At 64.8% G+C, this 15696-nt stretch carries 17 protein-coding genes; 10 read left to right on the forward strand and 7 right to left on the reverse strand.

Going from position 1 to position 15696, the window contains the following annotated elements:
* Nucleotides 1-5: 5 nt before the first annotated feature.
* Complete coding sequence (locus ACTWPT_RS32710) at nt 6-284, forward strand: Arm DNA-binding domain-containing protein (RefSeq protein WP_443181360.1); 279 nt, start codon at nt 6-8, stop codon at nt 282-284.
* Between the two features lie 13 nt (nt 285-297).
* A complete protein-coding gene (locus ACTWPT_RS32715) occupies nt 298-606 on the forward strand; it encodes a hypothetical protein (protein ID WP_443181361.1) in 309 nt (102 codons plus the stop codon).
* 541 nt (nt 607-1147) lie between these two features.
* Here ACTWPT_RS32715 and ACTWPT_RS32720 read toward each other — a convergent pair.
* Genes ACTWPT_RS32720 through ACTWPT_RS32735 form a run of 4 tightly spaced genes read right to left on the reverse strand, consistent with a single transcriptional unit; the run spans nt 1148 to nt 4046 of the window.
* Nucleotides 1148-1720 carry a GTP-binding protein gene (locus ACTWPT_RS32720; protein ID WP_443181362.1) on the reverse strand — a complete coding sequence of 191 codons (573 nt, stop codon included), beginning with the start codon at nt 1718-1720 and terminating at the stop codon, nt 1148-1150.
* Complete coding sequence (locus ACTWPT_RS32725; protein WP_443181363.1) at nt 1701-2066, reverse strand: DUF742 domain-containing protein; 366 nt, start codon at nt 2064-2066, stop codon at nt 1701-1703. The genes ACTWPT_RS32720 and ACTWPT_RS32725 overlap by 20 nt, the downstream gene beginning before the upstream one ends.
* Before the next feature lie 2 nt (nt 2067-2068).
* Nucleotides 2069-2500, reverse strand: a complete 432-nt coding sequence (locus ACTWPT_RS32730) for a roadblock/LC7 domain-containing protein (RefSeq protein ID WP_443181364.1) — start codon at nt 2498-2500, stop codon at nt 2069-2071.
* Nucleotides 2501-2528: 28 nt separating this feature from the next.
* The gene (locus ACTWPT_RS32735; RefSeq protein WP_443181365.1) at nt 2529-4046 is read right to left on the reverse strand and encodes a sensor histidine kinase; all 1518 of its coding nucleotides are present in this window, start codon (nt 4044-4046) and stop codon (nt 2529-2531) included.
* 631 nt (nt 4047-4677) lie between these two features.
* On the opposite strand from ACTWPT_RS32735, the gene ACTWPT_RS32740 reads away from it, so the two are divergent.
* Nucleotides 4678-5232, forward strand: coding sequence for a GAF domain-containing protein (locus ACTWPT_RS32740; RefSeq protein ID WP_443181366.1), 555 nt, complete (start codon nt 4678-4680; stop codon nt 5230-5232).
* A 315-nt stretch (nt 5233-5547) separates the two neighbouring features.
* On the opposite strand, the gene ACTWPT_RS32745 is transcribed toward ACTWPT_RS32740, so the two are convergent.
* The 3 genes from ACTWPT_RS32745 to ACTWPT_RS32755 all read right to left on the reverse strand — a co-directional run bounded on the left by ACTWPT_RS32745 (nt 5548) and on the right by ACTWPT_RS32755 (nt 7795).
* Nucleotides 5548-5871, reverse strand: coding sequence for a hypothetical protein (locus ACTWPT_RS32745; protein WP_443181367.1), 324 nt, complete (start codon nt 5869-5871; stop codon nt 5548-5550).
* Nucleotides 5872-6082: 211 nt separating this feature from the next.
* Nucleotides 6083-7138 (reverse strand): DUF4331 family protein, encoded by a 1056-nt coding sequence (locus ACTWPT_RS32750; protein WP_443181368.1) that lies wholly within the window; start codon nt 7136-7138, stop codon nt 6083-6085.
* A gap of 12 nt (nt 7139-7150) precedes the next feature.
* Entirely contained in the window at nt 7151-7795 is a 645-nt protein-coding gene (locus tag ACTWPT_RS32755; RefSeq protein ID WP_443181369.1) for a hypothetical protein, read from the reverse strand.
* 1323 nt (nt 7796-9118) lie between these two features.
* Here ACTWPT_RS32755 and ACTWPT_RS32760 point away from each other — a divergent pair.
* The 7 genes from ACTWPT_RS32760 to ACTWPT_RS32790 all read left to right on the forward strand — a co-directional run bounded on the left by ACTWPT_RS32760 (nt 9119) and on the right by ACTWPT_RS32790 (nt 15302).
* On the forward strand, nt 9119-9625 hold the full coding sequence (locus ACTWPT_RS32760) for a MarR family winged helix-turn-helix transcriptional regulator (protein ID WP_443181370.1): 507 nt from the start codon (nt 9119-9121) through the stop codon (nt 9623-9625).
* A 15-nt stretch (nt 9626-9640) separates the two neighbouring features.
* Nucleotides 9641-10462 (forward strand): helix-turn-helix transcriptional regulator, encoded by an 822-nt coding sequence (locus ACTWPT_RS32765; protein ID WP_443181371.1) that lies wholly within the window; start codon nt 9641-9643, stop codon nt 10460-10462.
* A gap of 99 nt (nt 10463-10561) precedes the next feature.
* The gene (locus tag ACTWPT_RS32770; RefSeq protein ID WP_443181372.1) at nt 10562-11014 is read left to right on the forward strand and encodes an MmyB family transcriptional regulator; all 453 of its coding nucleotides are present in this window, start codon (nt 10562-10564) and stop codon (nt 11012-11014) included.
* A 120-nt stretch (nt 11015-11134) separates the two neighbouring features.
* Nucleotides 11135-12079, forward strand: coding sequence for an NADP-dependent oxidoreductase (locus tag ACTWPT_RS32775; protein WP_443181373.1), 945 nt, complete (start codon nt 11135-11137; stop codon nt 12077-12079).
* A gap of 62 nt (nt 12080-12141) precedes the next feature.
* Nucleotides 12142-13083 (forward strand): NmrA/HSCARG family protein, encoded by a 942-nt coding sequence (locus ACTWPT_RS32780; RefSeq protein ID WP_443181374.1) that lies wholly within the window; start codon nt 12142-12144, stop codon nt 13081-13083.
* Nucleotides 13084-13364: 281 nt separating this feature from the next.
* Nucleotides 13365-13877 carry an SRPBCC family protein gene (locus ACTWPT_RS32785; protein WP_138709618.1) on the forward strand — a complete coding sequence of 171 codons (513 nt, stop codon included), beginning with the start codon at nt 13365-13367 and terminating at the stop codon, nt 13875-13877.
* A gap of 786 nt (nt 13878-14663) precedes the next feature.
* Nucleotides 14664-15302, forward strand: a complete 639-nt coding sequence (locus ACTWPT_RS32790; protein ID WP_443181375.1) for a hypothetical protein — start codon at nt 14664-14666, stop codon at nt 15300-15302.
* Nucleotides 15303-15696 lie beyond the last annotated feature (394 nt).

The following is a 15696-nucleotide window of genomic DNA, read 5'->3' on the forward strand; positions in this document are numbered from 1 at the left end:
CCGCTATGATCGCCTCGCTGACGGTGGGCTACACGCCGGCCGGGAAGCGCATCGTCAAGCACGGCAGCGGCAAAACCAAGACCGAGGCTAAGAACAAGCTCAAGGAGATCATAAGGGACTACGAAGACGGGCTCGCCGTCGCACCGCACGACTACACCGTCGCCGACGCGGTGACGTATTGGCTTGAACACGCCCTCGCAACCGCGACGAAGACACGGTGGAGCTCTACACCGGGTTCGCACGGCTGCAGGAGTCGAGACCCTGCGCTCGTACCGGAACCGTGACGGCGGCTTCTGGGTGGTTGCCACCGATCCTCTCGCGGCCGACCAGGCATTGACCGGCAGCATGTCCGCCGACCAGATCCGAGCCGCTGCGCTCCTCAGCGACGGCGCGGCTCGCCTCGTCGACCGCTTCCATCTCACCACCTGGAGAGAAGCCCTCGACCTCGTGGACCAGCACGGCCCGGCAGAACTCATCTCCAGAGTTCGTGCCGCTGAGCGTTCCGATCTGCGCGGTGAACGCTGGCCTCGCGGCAAGACCTTCGATGACGCTTCGGTGGTGCATCTTGGTTTTGTGCTCGATGCTGCGGCCCGATCGGTCAGTTAGGAGGGCATCGGAGGGGTTGTGATCCGACCTGGCTCACTCGTAGGCGAGTTGTGTTTCGCGGCCCAAGCGAGGATCTCGTCGGTCTTCGTGCGTGGTGCCTGGTCTGCCCCCGCGGCGACGGCATCCGGGCCGACTTCTATCGGCCACACGACCATGAGATAGAACTCGAAGGGCTTCTTTGCTATGCCGTCGTAGTTGATGTTCCGTCATCGGGCATGCACCCTCATCCCATATCTTCCGGGACCCTGTGGCGTGAGAGTCGGGAAGTTTTCCGGTGGCCCGTCCATCAGGCCCGACAAGTGCATGTCACCGGTGCGGGAGATCAGTTCCACCTCTTCGACTTCCTCCCAGCACTCGATGTCCACTGGAGGGGGTGAAGCGGTGGCCAACTTACTCCAGAAGTCAAGCTTGGGTGGCGTAATCGTCGACGCGCCGGGTGATGGTCTTGGGCGCCACCCGGAGTTCGCGTGGCGCTTTGGGCTGGTCGGCAGCGGTGAGCGGGACAAGAAACCAGTTGCAGATCGCCCTCACTGCGTATCGGTCAGATCGGAGCGGCGGTGAGGAGATGCTGGATCAGCGACCGGAGTATCGACATCGCGGAACGGGTATCCCGTGCGTCGCACAACATGACCGGCGCGCGCGAGTCGAGTTCGAGTGCGGCTCGCACCTCTTCCGGTTCATAGGGGAACGCATCGTCGAATACGTTGACCGCGACGAGGAATGGGATGCCCCGATTCTCGAAGAAGTCGACGGCGGCGAAACATTCCTGCAGCCGACGGGTATCGGCCAGCACAACGGCACCGAGCGCTCCTGCGGATAACTCGTTCCACATGAACCAGAAGCGCTCCTGCCCAGGCGTTCCGAACAGGTAGAGCACGATATTATGCTGGTGGATGGTAATACGGCCGAAGTCAAATGCAACTGTGGTTGTGGATTTGTCCTCTGTCCTGCTGAGATTGTCGATACCCATGCTGGCCGCAGTGATGAGTTCTTCCGTATTCAGTGGCTCGATCTCGCTCGTCGCGCCGACGAAGGTCGTCTTTCCGACGCCGAATCCACCAGCGACCAGAATCTTGACCTGGGTGGGTAACACCTCAGATTTGTTGTAAACCATCGAGCAGCTTCTCCAAGAGAACTCGGTCGGTGACGTGGCTGGACGAAGAAGACGATGCCCAGGTGGCTATGGCTCCGCAGTCCACCAGATCCGCGAGGAGGACCTTGGTGACCATCACAGGGAGTCGTATGTTCGCCGCCACCTCCGCGACCGAGACCGGCGTGCGGCACAGTTCGAGAACCTTGACATGTTCCGGATCCACGTCCGGGCTGGCCCGACCTGTGGTGACCACCAATGAGAGCATATCCAGTTCCACAGTCGGGCGGGTGCGGCCCGCGTTCACTGTGTAAGGGCGAATCAGAGGGCCGGCTTCGTCATCAAGCCATATTTCGTCGTCACCGGCCATGTTCATCGGTTCCTGTCACCAGAACCAGCTGCCGGCGGGCGGATCGCTGTGTCCAGGAAGGGACGGACGGCTTTGATCAGCCGAGCCATCTCAAGACCGACGACACCCGGGTCGGCATTTCCCCCCGCCAGCACCGCGATAACCGAGTTGTGGCCGGCCCACGAAATGAACAGTCGGCTGGACTTAAGTTCGGTCACGACCTGGCGGACTTCGTTGCCGCCGTCGAATTTGGCACAGGCGCTCCGTGCCATGGAAAAAAATCCGGAGGCGAGTGCCGCGAGATATTCTGAGCTGTCGCGGTCCAGACCGTGGGCGGCTTTCACCAGCCCGTCGGAGGACAGCAGCACACTGCCACGAATGGCAGGGACCTCCTGGGACAGCCCCTTCAGCAGCCAGGCGAGATCCGAAGTCTTGTTTGACGAGACGGCGCTCAATGGACGCTCCTTCTAGGTTTGTAATGTTCTAAAGATCGGTGTTACCAGTCCCGTCTTTAACGTCTTCGTCCTGACCACTGCGCATCCCCTTCATGAATGACGCCATCAGCCCGTGATCGAGGTCGAGGTCCGTATCGTCATCCAGGGTTGCGGGAGTGTTGAGAAGCTCGGGCGCCATGCTCGCCTGAGGGCGACGTTTCGGCAGTTCCGGACGTCGGCCGGTACCTCTTGGAGGACCGAAGTCGGTCCGCTTCTCCGTTTGCCGGGCGGACGCGCCGGCGCTCTGCTTCCTCCAAGCCTCGGACGGGTCGTCAGGGCGGGCACCGGCATCGTGGCCGCTCAGCGCTGGTGTGTCCTGCCTGGAACCGGAGGAAGGCCTCGGCGAGAAAAGCGAGCCTGGCGTACTGGCCGACGGGGCGGGCTTGGGTTTCGCGGGCTCGGGGGACGTTGCCTGTCGTACGCCGGTCTCCCGCGGTTCTGAACTGATCAACTCATTCGGGATCACGACGATGGCCTGGGTGCCGCCGTAGATGTTGGTCTGCACCCTGACAACGACTTTGTGCCGACGTGAGAGGGCGGATACCACGAGCAGTCCGATACGGCCGTCCTGCACCAGTTCGTCGACGTCGACTCGTTCCGGAGCGGTGAGAAGGTCGTTCAGCCGACGCTGGGTTTCTCGGGGAATGCCGAGGCCGCGGTCCTCGATCTCGATGGCCAAGCCGGCAGTTACGGCTTCTGCGCGGAGGACCACTTGCGTGTGCGGCGGCGAGAACTTAGTGGCGTTCTCGACAAGCTCGGCGACCAGATGGATGATGTCCGCGGCTGCGCCGCCGTCCACGACCCCTTCGACCGGCGGCACCACTTTGACCCGGCTGTAGTGCTCGACCTCGGCGATGGCCGAGCGCAGAATTTCGTACGTGGCTACCGGCCTGCTCCACTGGCGCCGCGAGACGGCCCCACCGATCACAGCGAGGCTTTCGGCCTGTCGGCGCAGGCGAGTACTGAGGTGATCGACCCTGAACAGGCCCTTGAGCAGTTCGGGATCCTCGACCTGGTTCTCCAGCTCGTCGAGTCCCTTCATCGCCCGATGGGACAATGACTGCATTCGCAGAGCAAGGTTGACGAAGATCTCGACTCGCTGTGTGGGACGGCCACTGGGTTTCCGGCTCGCCGCGTTGATCACCGCGTTCCAGGCCTCGTTCTGAGCTTTCTGGAATTCTTGCGCAAGGTGCGCGATGGGGTCGCCGGTTGCTACAGGCCGGAAGTCGACGCCCCGTCGTGCGGGAACCTCGCCGGCCGTGATCCGCTCTGCCAGGCCTTGCAGTTCTTGCCGGCTGCGGGACACTAAGACACCCAGGTCGCCGAGCCGGGGCTCCAAGTCCTTGAGGCGGGAGGCCGCACGACCGGATATCTGACGCTCCCGCCGAGTCGCCTTGTCCGCCGCGACGACCGCGACGAGCATGAGGGCCACCGCTCCCCCCGCAATGACGGCCAGTGTCGGCCAAGCCTGCGGTGACGAGGGTCCCGCCATGGTCAGCACCGTCACGGCGATCAGCCCCAGGCACGCCATAAGGGCTGCTGGAAGGATGGAAATGCACAGATGGAAGGCATGAACGTTGATCGGACGACGTTTAGCGCGGCCGCGTGACCTGCCACGGCTTCCGGCGTCTTGGCGTTCGGGGGCGGTGGGAGGCACGGGAGGCGCAGACATCGGGAGTCCTTGGCACAAGGGTGATAGGTCAACACGGGTCACCCTACTGAGTCAATCAGCACAATATCGATCCCTGCGGCCACTTAAAGTGATGCGGCATTCGGTCAGCAGGGGGACAGCGCTTGCGGTTGATGCGGGAGTCCGCGGCCGGACTGCAGCCCGCGGCGAGCCCCAAGCATGGACGGCGTCGGCACCAGGTGCTGGGTACCGCGTCGTTCTCCGCTCGAGGCGGTTACCAGGCGATGGAGCGCCCGTCCGGCGACGTCCGCACCGTTATCGAAGGCACAGGCTCATATGGCCCCTTGTCTGCTGCGCAACCTGCAGCAGACAAGGGGCCGAGGTCGTGGAGGTTGACCGGCCCCGATCGGTCCGTTCGCCGCCGCCGTTCCGTGACCACCTTGCTATCCTCCGAGCGGGATGGCCGCAATCCGACAGGAACGGCCAGGTAAGCAGACAGGAGCCTGTGATGAGCCTTCCCTCCGCCTTCCGCCTAGTGACTCCCATAGACGAGGAAGCGCCCCGCCGCGCTGCCCTGCTCCAGGAACTGGGCATCCGGGAGGAGCCTGACCCTGAGTTTGACGAGTTCGCCCGGGCCCTGGCCCAGGAGCTAGAGGCGCCATTCGCCATGGTCAACATCATCGGCCCAGAACGGCAGTATTTCGCCGGATTGTATCCTTCCTCGCGCGACCGGGGCGTCGACCCGGAGACGGATCCGTTCCGGACGATGGCCTGCGACCACGGTTACTGCATGTACGTGGTGACGAGGAAACATGCGATGGCGTTGGACGAAGTGATGGACTATCACCGCTTCGCCAACAATCCGGTGGTGGACGAGATCGGGGTTCGCGCCTACCTGGGCGCCCCGTTGATCGACGGGGCGGAGACCTTGGGCACCATCTGTGTCGTGGACACCAAGCCCCACGATTGGGGCACCCAGGGGGTCGCGTTCATCAAGGCCCGGGCCGCAGAGCTTGTGGAGAGGATCCATCAGCGGGCTCGTCTGCTGAAGAGGCCCAGATAACCTCGGGATGCCGCTTCTCAGAAACGTGAGCGGTCAATGTCAGTCTGCCAGTGGGGCTCAGGAGAACCGGTCTCCAGACGGAACTCTGCCGTCGGGGAAGATTATCGCGCTGTGGGACATCGCCCATCCGTCCATCGACACAAGGGGTGTCGGTCGCGAGCTATCGGCACTGGTGCTCGAGCGGGTGACATGCGTGCCCATGCTCAGCAAGCGAAGATCGATGGCATTACCGAATCTGTGATCTTCTGGGCCACCCGTCGACCGCGAGGCCAAGGCCAGGGCCCTGCTGGCGGGGCAGACAATCCCCACGGACCCTCACGGCGCGATCAGTCTCACCCGGTTCGCCGCACACTGGCCTGGCACATCGCCCGCCGCCCCGGCGGACTGATCGCCGGCTTGATAGGTGATTTCCAGCGGCGTGTCGGCCGGCACGAACGCGTGCCGGGGCACGGTGCGGAACGCTGCCTCGACCGGGGCCGACCTGATGTGCCCGGTCGCGATGGGCTCGTCTGCGAACTTGTCCCTCAGTTCAGCGGCCTGTGTCTGGTCGAGGGTCTCGTCATTCACAGATTGCCATGCCCGCGTACAGGTGAGGTGTGTCGGCGTCGTCGACGGCCAACGTGACGTCGTCCGGATCATTGGCAAGTGGCATACGTCTTGACCAGACCAGGGGGCAGCAGCGCATACAGCAGTCCGACAGATGAGAACCGTCTGCCATGGTGGTGTCGGCGACCATGAAAGAAGAAGGCTCCTGACCCTCGCGTTTGCGTTGGTCAGGAGCTTCTTCCTGCTGATGGTGGCCCTTCAGAATCCACTCTGGAGGACAGAAAGCGCCCAGCTCAGGACCGCATCACCCGCCGGTGACCGGGCGGCTGAGATACGGGAAGTGGTCGAGCAGGATGCCGGTTGCGTCCTTATAGGTCAACCCCATGGTGAGTTCTTCGTTCAGCACCAGGTCATACATGGAATCTGGGGCGCATTCGGTGATGCCCTTACCGTTCTGAATCTCTTTGTTCCAGGGGTCCCACAGCGCGGAGGTGCCCACCTTGAAGCGCAAGACGTCGGGCAGGAGCGTGTCCGCGACGTACGCGCCGTACGCCTTCGGGGTGGCCTTGCCGTGCGGTGGATCGTCGAAGGTCTTTCGTGCCGCGACGACGGCGGCCGTGGCGTCCCGTACCTGACCCCAGAACCCTGAGGCGGGATCGCTGCCAGGGTTCTTGGGCCTGCCGTTCAGGTGGTCCTTGGGATGACTGGCGTTGAAATCCATGCCGGCGGAGCCGCCGGAGAAGTCCCATATGAAGCCGACAAGGGGGCCTGCGGCGTGCTGAAGTTGATGCCACACGCCATGCTCCTTGACCGAGGTGTTTCCCCAGTACCCAATGGTTCCCGAGCCGGTGATCGAGCTGGGCACCTCAAGGACGATCGCGCTGACGTTGGTGTTTTGGAAAGCGTTCTGGGCAGGATAAAGCGCGGTGTAACTGGGATTCGTGCCTGTTGACAACGCGGCCCGCGTCGCCACGGTGAACCGCGGGTCGTTGAAGAACGGCTCACCGCGCTCCCCGGCGAAGAGCTTGATTCCGTTCGTGCAGGTGACAACCTGCCCCAGCCTCGCTTCGTCCGGTGTAATGACCTTGCCCGTGGCGTCGCGGTCACGGGCAGCGTGACCGGTGAGCTGTTCAACCTTTACAGCGTCGCCGCCTGGAAAAGTAACGCGCCAGGTGAAGTCTTCGAGGTAATCAAGCGGACTGCTCGTGTCGACCTTGAACTCATAATAAACTTCAGGATCGAATCCCGAGCTCTGCAGCGGCGAGACGTTGATCACGAACACTGTGCCGTCGTCGCCGGCGAAGCAATAGACATCAGTGATATCCCGCTGCGACTCCGGGATGTCAGTGTGGTGAGACATTATGCGGCTCCTCTAGTGGATGGGGGTATGCGGGAAGACGGGGTTGTGGGAGAACGGTTCGAGAGCAAGAGTGAAGAACTTGCTCATAAAGCCGACATCCTTGGTGGCGCCAAACTCGCCGACGAACAGCAGGTAGGGGAGCTCGCGGTGATCCCACGTCACGCGAGTGGCCTGCCCTTCCCGACTGATGAGCTCGTACCAGCCGTTGTCAAAGCCGCTGAGGACCGCGACACGCGACGGTGCTCCATGTTCTGGAATGATCGACGCGTCGACCATCGTGCCATCCAGGGCCGACATTTGAGGCCAGGCACACGCCGTTCGCGCGAGTTGTGGACTGGTGAAGTAGTACTCGACGGGAGTGGTTTTGACCCCCCTCGGCAGCAGCAGTCGGGCGCCGGGGCTGAGAAATGGGCCGTGCCACCGCCGCGCGCCGCCGCGCACAATCGTTTGGGCAGCTGTGCCTGCGCCCGACGATCGGGCGCGAGTGGCGGCTGAAGCGGTGCCGACGGGAGCGCCCAGAGCCACGATGAAGGGGGAAGCGGCGAGTCCGGCGAGAATGCCACGCCGTTTCAACATGCGCCCGCCGATGCTGTCCGTGACTCCGGCATAACGTTGAATTTCGGGATCATTGATTTGCGTCTGACCATGTTTCGACACACCTTTACTAGGTAATTCGGATCAGCATGCCTGGATCCTGAACAGGGACTGCTCGAGCCTTCTGTAGTATGGCGACGGTGTTGCTGGGGTGGAATGACTCAGCAATGGGCCGTGCGCTGGCCTTTATGAGGCGTGGGCAACAAATCAATCGTGGGCCTCAAATGGGCGCGACCATGCTGTCCACGAGCTTCCACGGAGTCCTCCACAAGGGAGGTTCGTGGCGCTCGGCGGAATGATGATCAACTTGATGGCCAGGGAACCGGTCGGGCCGGAGGGGTTGGGCGGTGCATCATCTACACTCCGTGCTCTTCCAGTCACTTCAGGCGCTCCCGTCGGAAAATGATCGTCAGTAAGTCATGGCGAGTCTGTAACGGATGTATGTCGATTCCGTATCGGTGAGTGCGGGCGGAGCTCCGGCGACATGCCACCGGACGGCCCGAGTGTCGGTTTCCGGGAGTGAACGGTACGGCGAGGCGGCCCGCGCGTCGTTGTTCGCCCCGGCAACCCGAAACAGGCGCGGCAGGGATGGCCAGAAGGGGCCGCCGTTGGCTGCATGACCGCGCAAAGCGATCTTCTCAGACACGCTCTCGATCACGCTGTGACCAGCAAGCCTCCACACGAGGCTGAAATAAACTCACTGTTTGGGAGGGTGTCGAGGGTGTCCTGTGACAGGCAGCTGCCCCGTTTCGGGATCTCCGAAGGTCTCGCGGGGCAGACGCGACGCCTACTCCATCCACGTTGCGCGAAGTGGCGCGCAGGCTTGACGCCCTCGCACGCGGCGCGCTCACCAAGAAGCCATCGGGCGCGTAACGGGCACGACCCCAAAACCAGGCCCCAGAAAGATCGAAAGCCCAGGCCGTTGACCTGGGCTTTCGTGTGAGTGGAGCCTAGGAGATTCGAACTCCTGACTTCCTGCTTGCAAACGGGAGCCAGGTACCACCTGAAGCCCGCGTTGCCCAGTTCAGAGAGCAGTTCCCGAGTGGCAGGGTGTGATCGTGTAAGACCTCGTTGCTGTACTTCTCTGCTGTACAGCGCTGAGCACACGGCAGGACGCCCACAACTGATCCGTAGCATGGTCAGCGGCGTGGCGTATTACCGGCTGCGCCCCCACTTGAATCGTGATCAATGCGTGTGCATCGCGAGACGGTCGGATCAGATGCTTGCGGTGTGGATATGTGCAACGCGAGTGCCTTACCCGCCCCCGAAGGGCGGCTTGCCGAGCGGGTGGTCGCGCCGCAGTGACGATCACGATTGCATCGAGTCGTCAGGCGTGGGCGGCAGACCCGAGATGCACTTCGAATTCAAAGCAAGTAGGATCATGGGGTGAGTGACCCGGCACCTGGCCTCAATTCGGAGCAACTCGGTGCGTACTTCGCTCTGATGGAGGTCAGCAGTCTTCTTCAGTACGCGGTGGACGAGCACCTGCGCGCCGACGGTGACCTCAGTTACGTGCAGTTCCAGATCCTGGCGCGGCTGGTGGACGCCCCCGAGGGCAAGCTGCGGATGACGGATCTGGCCGACGGTGTCGTGTACAGCCGCAGCGGGCTCACCTACCAGGCGGGATTGCTGGACAAACGCGGCCTGATCACCCGCTCACCGTCGCCGGACGACGAGCGCAGTGTCATGGTGACTGTCACCGACGCCGGCCGGGACCTGATCGCCCACGTGCTTCCCGGGCATGTCGACCGCGTCCGGCAGTTGCTGTTCGAACCGATGACCGGCAAGGACCTCACCGCCCTCAGCACCGTTCTCGGTCGTGTCCGCGATCACATGCGCGCCACCCCGCCACGGTCCGCCAAACCCCGCGCCGGACGCAACCGAACCGACTGAAGGGCGGAGGGAGGGATGGACCGAGCACTGCTGGCGGACTTTCTCCGGGCACGGCGGGCGAGGCTGCAGCCGGAGGACGTCGGGCTTCCCCGTGGCTCACGGCGTCGTACGGGCGGACTGCGGCGCGAGGAGATCGCGGTGCTGGCCGGCATGTCGGCCGATTACTACAGCCGGCTCGAGCAGCAGCGCGGTCCGATGCCGTCCGAGCAGATGCTCGCCGCCCTGGCGCGGGCGCTGAACCTCAGTCCGAGTGAGCGGGAGCACTTGTTCGCCCTCGGCGGGCACTCGGCTCCGCGGCGCTCCTTGCGCGACGAGCAGGTCAGTCCGGCCATGAGGCGCATCGTCGAGCGTCTCTCGGACACGCCCGCGATCGTGTTGTCCCGGTTCGGCGAGGCGCTGTTGCAGAACCAGTCGGCGGTTGCCCTGCTCGGCGACTACACCCGGTTCAACGGCATGTCCCGCTACCTGGTCTACCGCTGGTTCACCGACCCGGCGCAGCGCGCCCTCTATCCCCCCGAGGACCATGCCCTCCGCGGCCGGGTCTTCACCGCGGAGATCCGGGCGGCGTACACGGCCGACCCTACGGGCACAGCCGGCGAGATCGTCGACGCGCTGCTGGCGGTCAGCCCCGAGTTCGCCGAGGTCTGGCGGCGGCACGAGGTGGATGTCACCCACCACCACGATCTGAAGCGCTACCGGCATCCGGAACTGGGCGAGCTGGAGCTCTACGGCCAGCGGCTGGTGGATCCCGACGAGGGCCAGGAGTTGCTGGTCTTCCTGGCGCAGCCCGGCTCACCGAGCGACGAGAAGCTCCAGCGCCTGATCATGATGAGCTGAGCCCGCCCCGTTATCCACGGACTGTTTGTCCGTGGATAACGGTGACATTCACCCGGCTTCCGGTTCGCGCCATGCTTGATGGGTCGGACCGGGAAGGTGGTGAGCAACGTGGACCGGGAACTTCTGGAGCACTTTCTCCGGGCGCGCCACAATGAGATTGGGGGCGATCATGCCGGCCCGGTCATGACGCGCATCGTCGAGCGTCTGCCGGACTATCCCGCGATGGTGTTCTCCCGCTGCGGCGAGGTGCTGTTGCAGACTCGTCCGGCGATTGTTCTGTTCGGCGACTACACCCGGTTCGGCGGAACGTCGCGCTATTTGGTCGACCGCTGGTTCGCCGACCCGGCGGCGCGCGAGCGCTACCTCGTCGAGGTGGGCGTCACCGGTCACCGGCACCTCCGACGCTACCGGCATGCCGACCTGGGAGAGCTGGAGCTATGCCGACAGCTTCTGGTGGATCCCGTGGAGCACCAGATGCTGGTGGTCTTCATGGCCGTCCCGGGCTCTCCAAGCGACGAGAAGCTCCGCCGCCTGACAGTCGCGGGCGACTAGGCCCCGGCGACTGTCGGTCGGCTCACACCGTACAAAAGTTGCTTCGAATTCGAAGCGTGCTATGGTTACGAAGTGCTTCGAAAACGAAGCATCTCACGATGGAAGAGACGAGGGCTTGTGATGAAGGCAGTGCGTTTCCACGAGTACGGCGACCCGAGCGTCCTGCGTTACGAGGACGTCGAGCAGCCCGTCCCGGGCGCCGGGCAGGTGTTGATCCGGGTCGCCGCGACGTCGTTCAATGGGGTCGACGGCAACATCCGCGCCGGTTTCATGCAGGGTCCGATCCCGGTGACGCTGCCGCACACGCCGGGCATCGACGTGTCCGGCACGATCGCGGCGCTGGGCGAGGGCGTGACCGGCATCCAGTTCGGTGACCAGGTCGTAGGGTTCCTGCCGATGGCGGCCGATGGCGCGGCCGCGGAGTACGTCGTCGCTCCGGCCGAGATTCTCGCTCCGGCGCCGACCAGCATCTCCTTGGCCGACGCCGCCGCGCTACCCATCGTGGGTCTCACCGCGTGGCAGGCGCTGTTCGACCACGCGAAGCTGGCGGCCGGCCAGCGCGTGCTGATCAACGGCGCGGGCGGCGCCGTCGGGGGCCACGCCGTTCAGCTGGCCAAGAACGCCGGCGCGTACGTGATCGCCACGGCTAGCCCCCGCAGCATCGAGCAGGTCAAGGCCACGGGTGCCGATGAGGTCATCGACCACACCACCACCGAGGTGGCCGCGGCGGTGAGCGAGCCGGTCGACGTCGTGCTCAACCTCGCCCCGATCAACCCGGCGCAGTTGGCCGCACTGCTCACCCTGATCCGTCCCGGCGGAGTGCTGGTGAACACCACGGTGTGGATGCCCGCCCCCAGCGACGAGCAGCGCGGCGTACGCGGCATCGACCTGTTCGTCCGCAGCGACGCCACCCAGCTGTCCCGCCTGGTCGCGCTAATCGACTCCGGCGAGCTGCACGTCGACGTCGCCCAGCAGGTCCCCCTCCCGGAGCTGTCGGCCGTGCACGCCCAGGCCGCCGCGGGTGCGCTGCCCGGCAAGACCGTCATCGTCGCCCCCACCGCCTGACGCCGCCCAATGAGGCCGACCCGGCCACCTTCGAAGCACAACCCATGACAGGAGAAACCTCGATGTCTCACGACAATGTGATCACGGTGCTCGGCGCGACCGGCACGCAAGGCGGCGCGGTCGCGCGGGCGCTGCTGACCGACGGCGAATTCACGGTACGGGCGGTGACGCGCAACGCCGCGTCGCCCAAGGCGCAGACTCTGGCCGGGCTCGGCGCCCACGTGGTGGAGGCGACCCTCACCGACGAGGGCAGCCTTCGCCGGGCATTCGACGGGGCATACGGCGCGTTCCTGGTTACGCCGTACTGGGAGCACCGTTCGCCCACCCGGGAACTGGCCGAGGTGGAGAACCTCATCAGCGCGGCCCAGGCCGCCGCCCTGCGGCACGTCGTGTGGTCGACGCTCGAGGACACCCGCGAGGCGATCGCGGCCGATGACACCCGGATGCCGTTCATCGGCGACGGCTACCGGGTGCCGCACTTCGACTTGAAGGGAGGGGCCGCCGACGCCCTGTTCGCCAAGTCCGGCCTGCCCACGACGTACATGCTGATGTCCTTCTACTGGGACAACCTGCTCGGCCTGGCCAAGCCACAACGCGACCCGGACGGGACGCTGGCCTTCCATCTCCCGCTCGGCGACACGGCCATCGCGGGCGTCGCCTCCGACGACATCGGCCGGCTGGCGCTGCGCGTGCTGCGCCAGCCGTCGCAGACGATCGGCGCCACGGTTCCCGTGGTCGGCGAGTACCTGACCGGCGAGCAGATGGCGGCGGCGCTCAGCACGGTCCTCGGTGAGCCGGTGGCCTACCGCCCACCCACCCACGACCAGTTCCGCAGCGTCGGCTTCCCCGGCGCGGACGAGCTGGGAAACATGTTCCAGTACTACACCGAGTTTCCCGGGTCCTATCTCGGCCGCCGCGACCTCGACATCGCACGCGCGTTCAACCCCGATCCGCTCACCCTGACCGACTTCCTGGCCGCGCATCGTGCCGAACTCGCGGCCTGACCGACTTCCTGGCGACTCGGAGGAGCCCCGATGACCAGCACCGACCTCACCCCGTCCGCCCGCCCGGAACCGCCAACTATGCGCAGGCGGGCGCCTCCTTCCAGCTCGCGGCGCCGGTCGACCCGGCCGGGGCGTTCACTGCCCGCTCGATCGACGACGTCGTCCGCGCCGTCGCCACCGCGCGGTCCGCGCGACCCCGGCAGCCTCATCCTCGTCGTGACGAGCGCAGCGCATACGGCACAAATGATTAATCACGCATCGCGACACCAAAGGATATCGACATGAGGACGCCAATACTTATCAGCTCAACGGACGACACCGTCTCGATCACGGTCCAACAGCGAAGCTCGGTGGCCCCCAGCAAAGCTTTCCGAATGATCGTCCCAATCGACCTCACGTCCGTCTTCCACCGGGTGGCACCATTCCCCGGTGTCAAGAGCGTGGCGAACCAGACCGAAGAATGGGATCACGTCGGTCCGACCAGGAACCCTCAGTTCGACGACGGATCGCAAGTCGACGAACAGTTGACCGAATACACCGAAGGTTCAAGTTTCGCATATCAACTGACGGGGTTCACTAATGTCCTTTCCCGCCTCGCCGCCGGCGTCAGAGGTGAATGGAACTTCAATCCCGACGGCGATGGCACGCTCCTCCGATGGACTTACGAGTTCAAGCCGCTTCCGGGACGTCGCTGGATTCTCGCCGGCCCGTTCGCGCCCCTGTGGCGCCGATACATGGTCGCCGCCCTTGCGCGCTGCGTGCGAGCGGTCGAAGCGGCACAAGGCAACTCGTAGGCGACCCCAGGATCCCGCTTCGCCGACCGGCGAATGCCGGTTCCCGAAGTCCTCGGCGTCACCGCCGCCGCATCCGTGCTCGCCGCGGTGGCCGGCCACCCCCGCCGCATCAGGGACCGCGGGAGCAGCAAACCTGCTGCTGGTGGTCTGGGTGCCGCTCTACCTGCGCACAAGTGCACCCATCAACCGCCGGCTCACCGCGGCCGCCGACACCCACGAAACTCCCGCCGACGCCCGCACCTGGCAACGGGACTGGGACTGGGGCTGCGACTGGGACCGCATCATCGTGCCCAGAGCCGTCCTGCAGAGCCAGCCTGGCCGTCCTCGCCTGAACAAATTAGGTGTAAGCCTCATCAGCTAACCGGTGTCATCCGGCACCTCGGCGTCAGTAACTCGACCGCGGACCAGATCGCCGAGGCACAGGCCATCGCGCCGATCATGTGCGTGTAGAACAGGTACGGCCTCGCCCACCGCCACGAGACGCGCTCATCGGCCGGCTCGCCTCCGAGAACATCGCCTACGTGCCCTTCTTCCCGCTGGGTGGTTTCACACCGCTGCAGAGCACTCCCATGGCCGTCGGTTCCTGCTCGGACATGGGAGTGCCCTTCGCGGTGATCTGTCCCGGTCGGATCGGGCCAGCGTAGCCGCACCAATGGCGGGGACGCGGGCGGATCCGACGGAGTCGTCCTTGGTCAGCCGGGCATGTGCCAGCGGTGGAAGATCCGTTCGTCCGCACCGGGGACGGCATTGGCGTGTATGCCCATCCCGCCGTTCCTGACGGCACTCATGTCCGATCAGCTCAAGCGAGTCGATCGGAAGATGTGCGACTGCGGAACGCACCGGGGCGACTATGTGTTCCGGCCACCGGGCGGCTTCCACTGGGGTCGCAGCAACTTCGCCAACCGGCTGTTCCGTCCCGCGACGGACGGGCAGCTGGTGGCGAAGGGGCCACGAGTCCGACACAGGATCATGCTAGACGTTGACGGCCGCCAGGTGGTGCGCCGCGGTAGGCAGACGATACAGGCACTGGAGGACCGGGCGGCGGAGGTGTGGCTACCGGTCGTCGAGGGCCTGACGCCCCATGACCTGAAGCACTCGCACAAGGTGTGGATGGACGAGGACCTGATCCCGGACGTGGCGCAGGCGGAGCGACTTGCCCACTCCATCGCGTCGATCAAGGGCAGGGCCGCGCACATCTCGGACCGCTACTCGCACGTGTCGGAGCCAATGCGCCAGCAGCTCGTGGCGGCGTTGCAAAGGCGGTGGGAGGGCTCGCTGCGCCGGAGGGCCAAAACCGGCCCTTCGAAGCTTCCGATATTGCAGGAGCTTCTGCGGCCGTACCTGCGCCCCTGGGTGGTGTCCTCCCAAATTCCTCCCATCGGCGACGCGAAGATCATACAAATGAGAAATGACCAGGCCGTTTAGCCTGGTCATCGCCCTTCTGACTTGTGGAGCCTAGGAGATTCGAACTCCTGACTTCCTGCTTGCAAACGAAGTTCAACGCATATTGCATCTGGAGTTGGTCCTGCTCGGATGGGCCGGGGTGTCCAACGTCGTGCGGGAGTGTCTGCAACGATGCCCAGGCGTTGTCACGCAGTTTGACACTCAACGCTTGCCACGGACCCGGGGCGGACTGGGGCCGGCTGAGTTGAGGAACGAATTCTGGCTCCACCTGACGAAGTCCGCTGGACCCACCGGGGTGAAGCGGATTCATGTCCGGTGAGAACTGGCCCCACCCCGGGGTGCCTGGTTTGAAGCATGAGTTTTGGTACCAGCCTCAGCGAGGTCTGGTACCAGGCCCGGAGCTCCAGTCGCCTTG

The sequence above is a fragment of the Nonomuraea sp. 3N208 genome (genome assembly GCF_052245935.1).
Taxonomy (GTDB): Bacteria; Actinomycetota; Actinomycetes; order Streptosporangiales; family Streptosporangiaceae; genus Nonomuraea.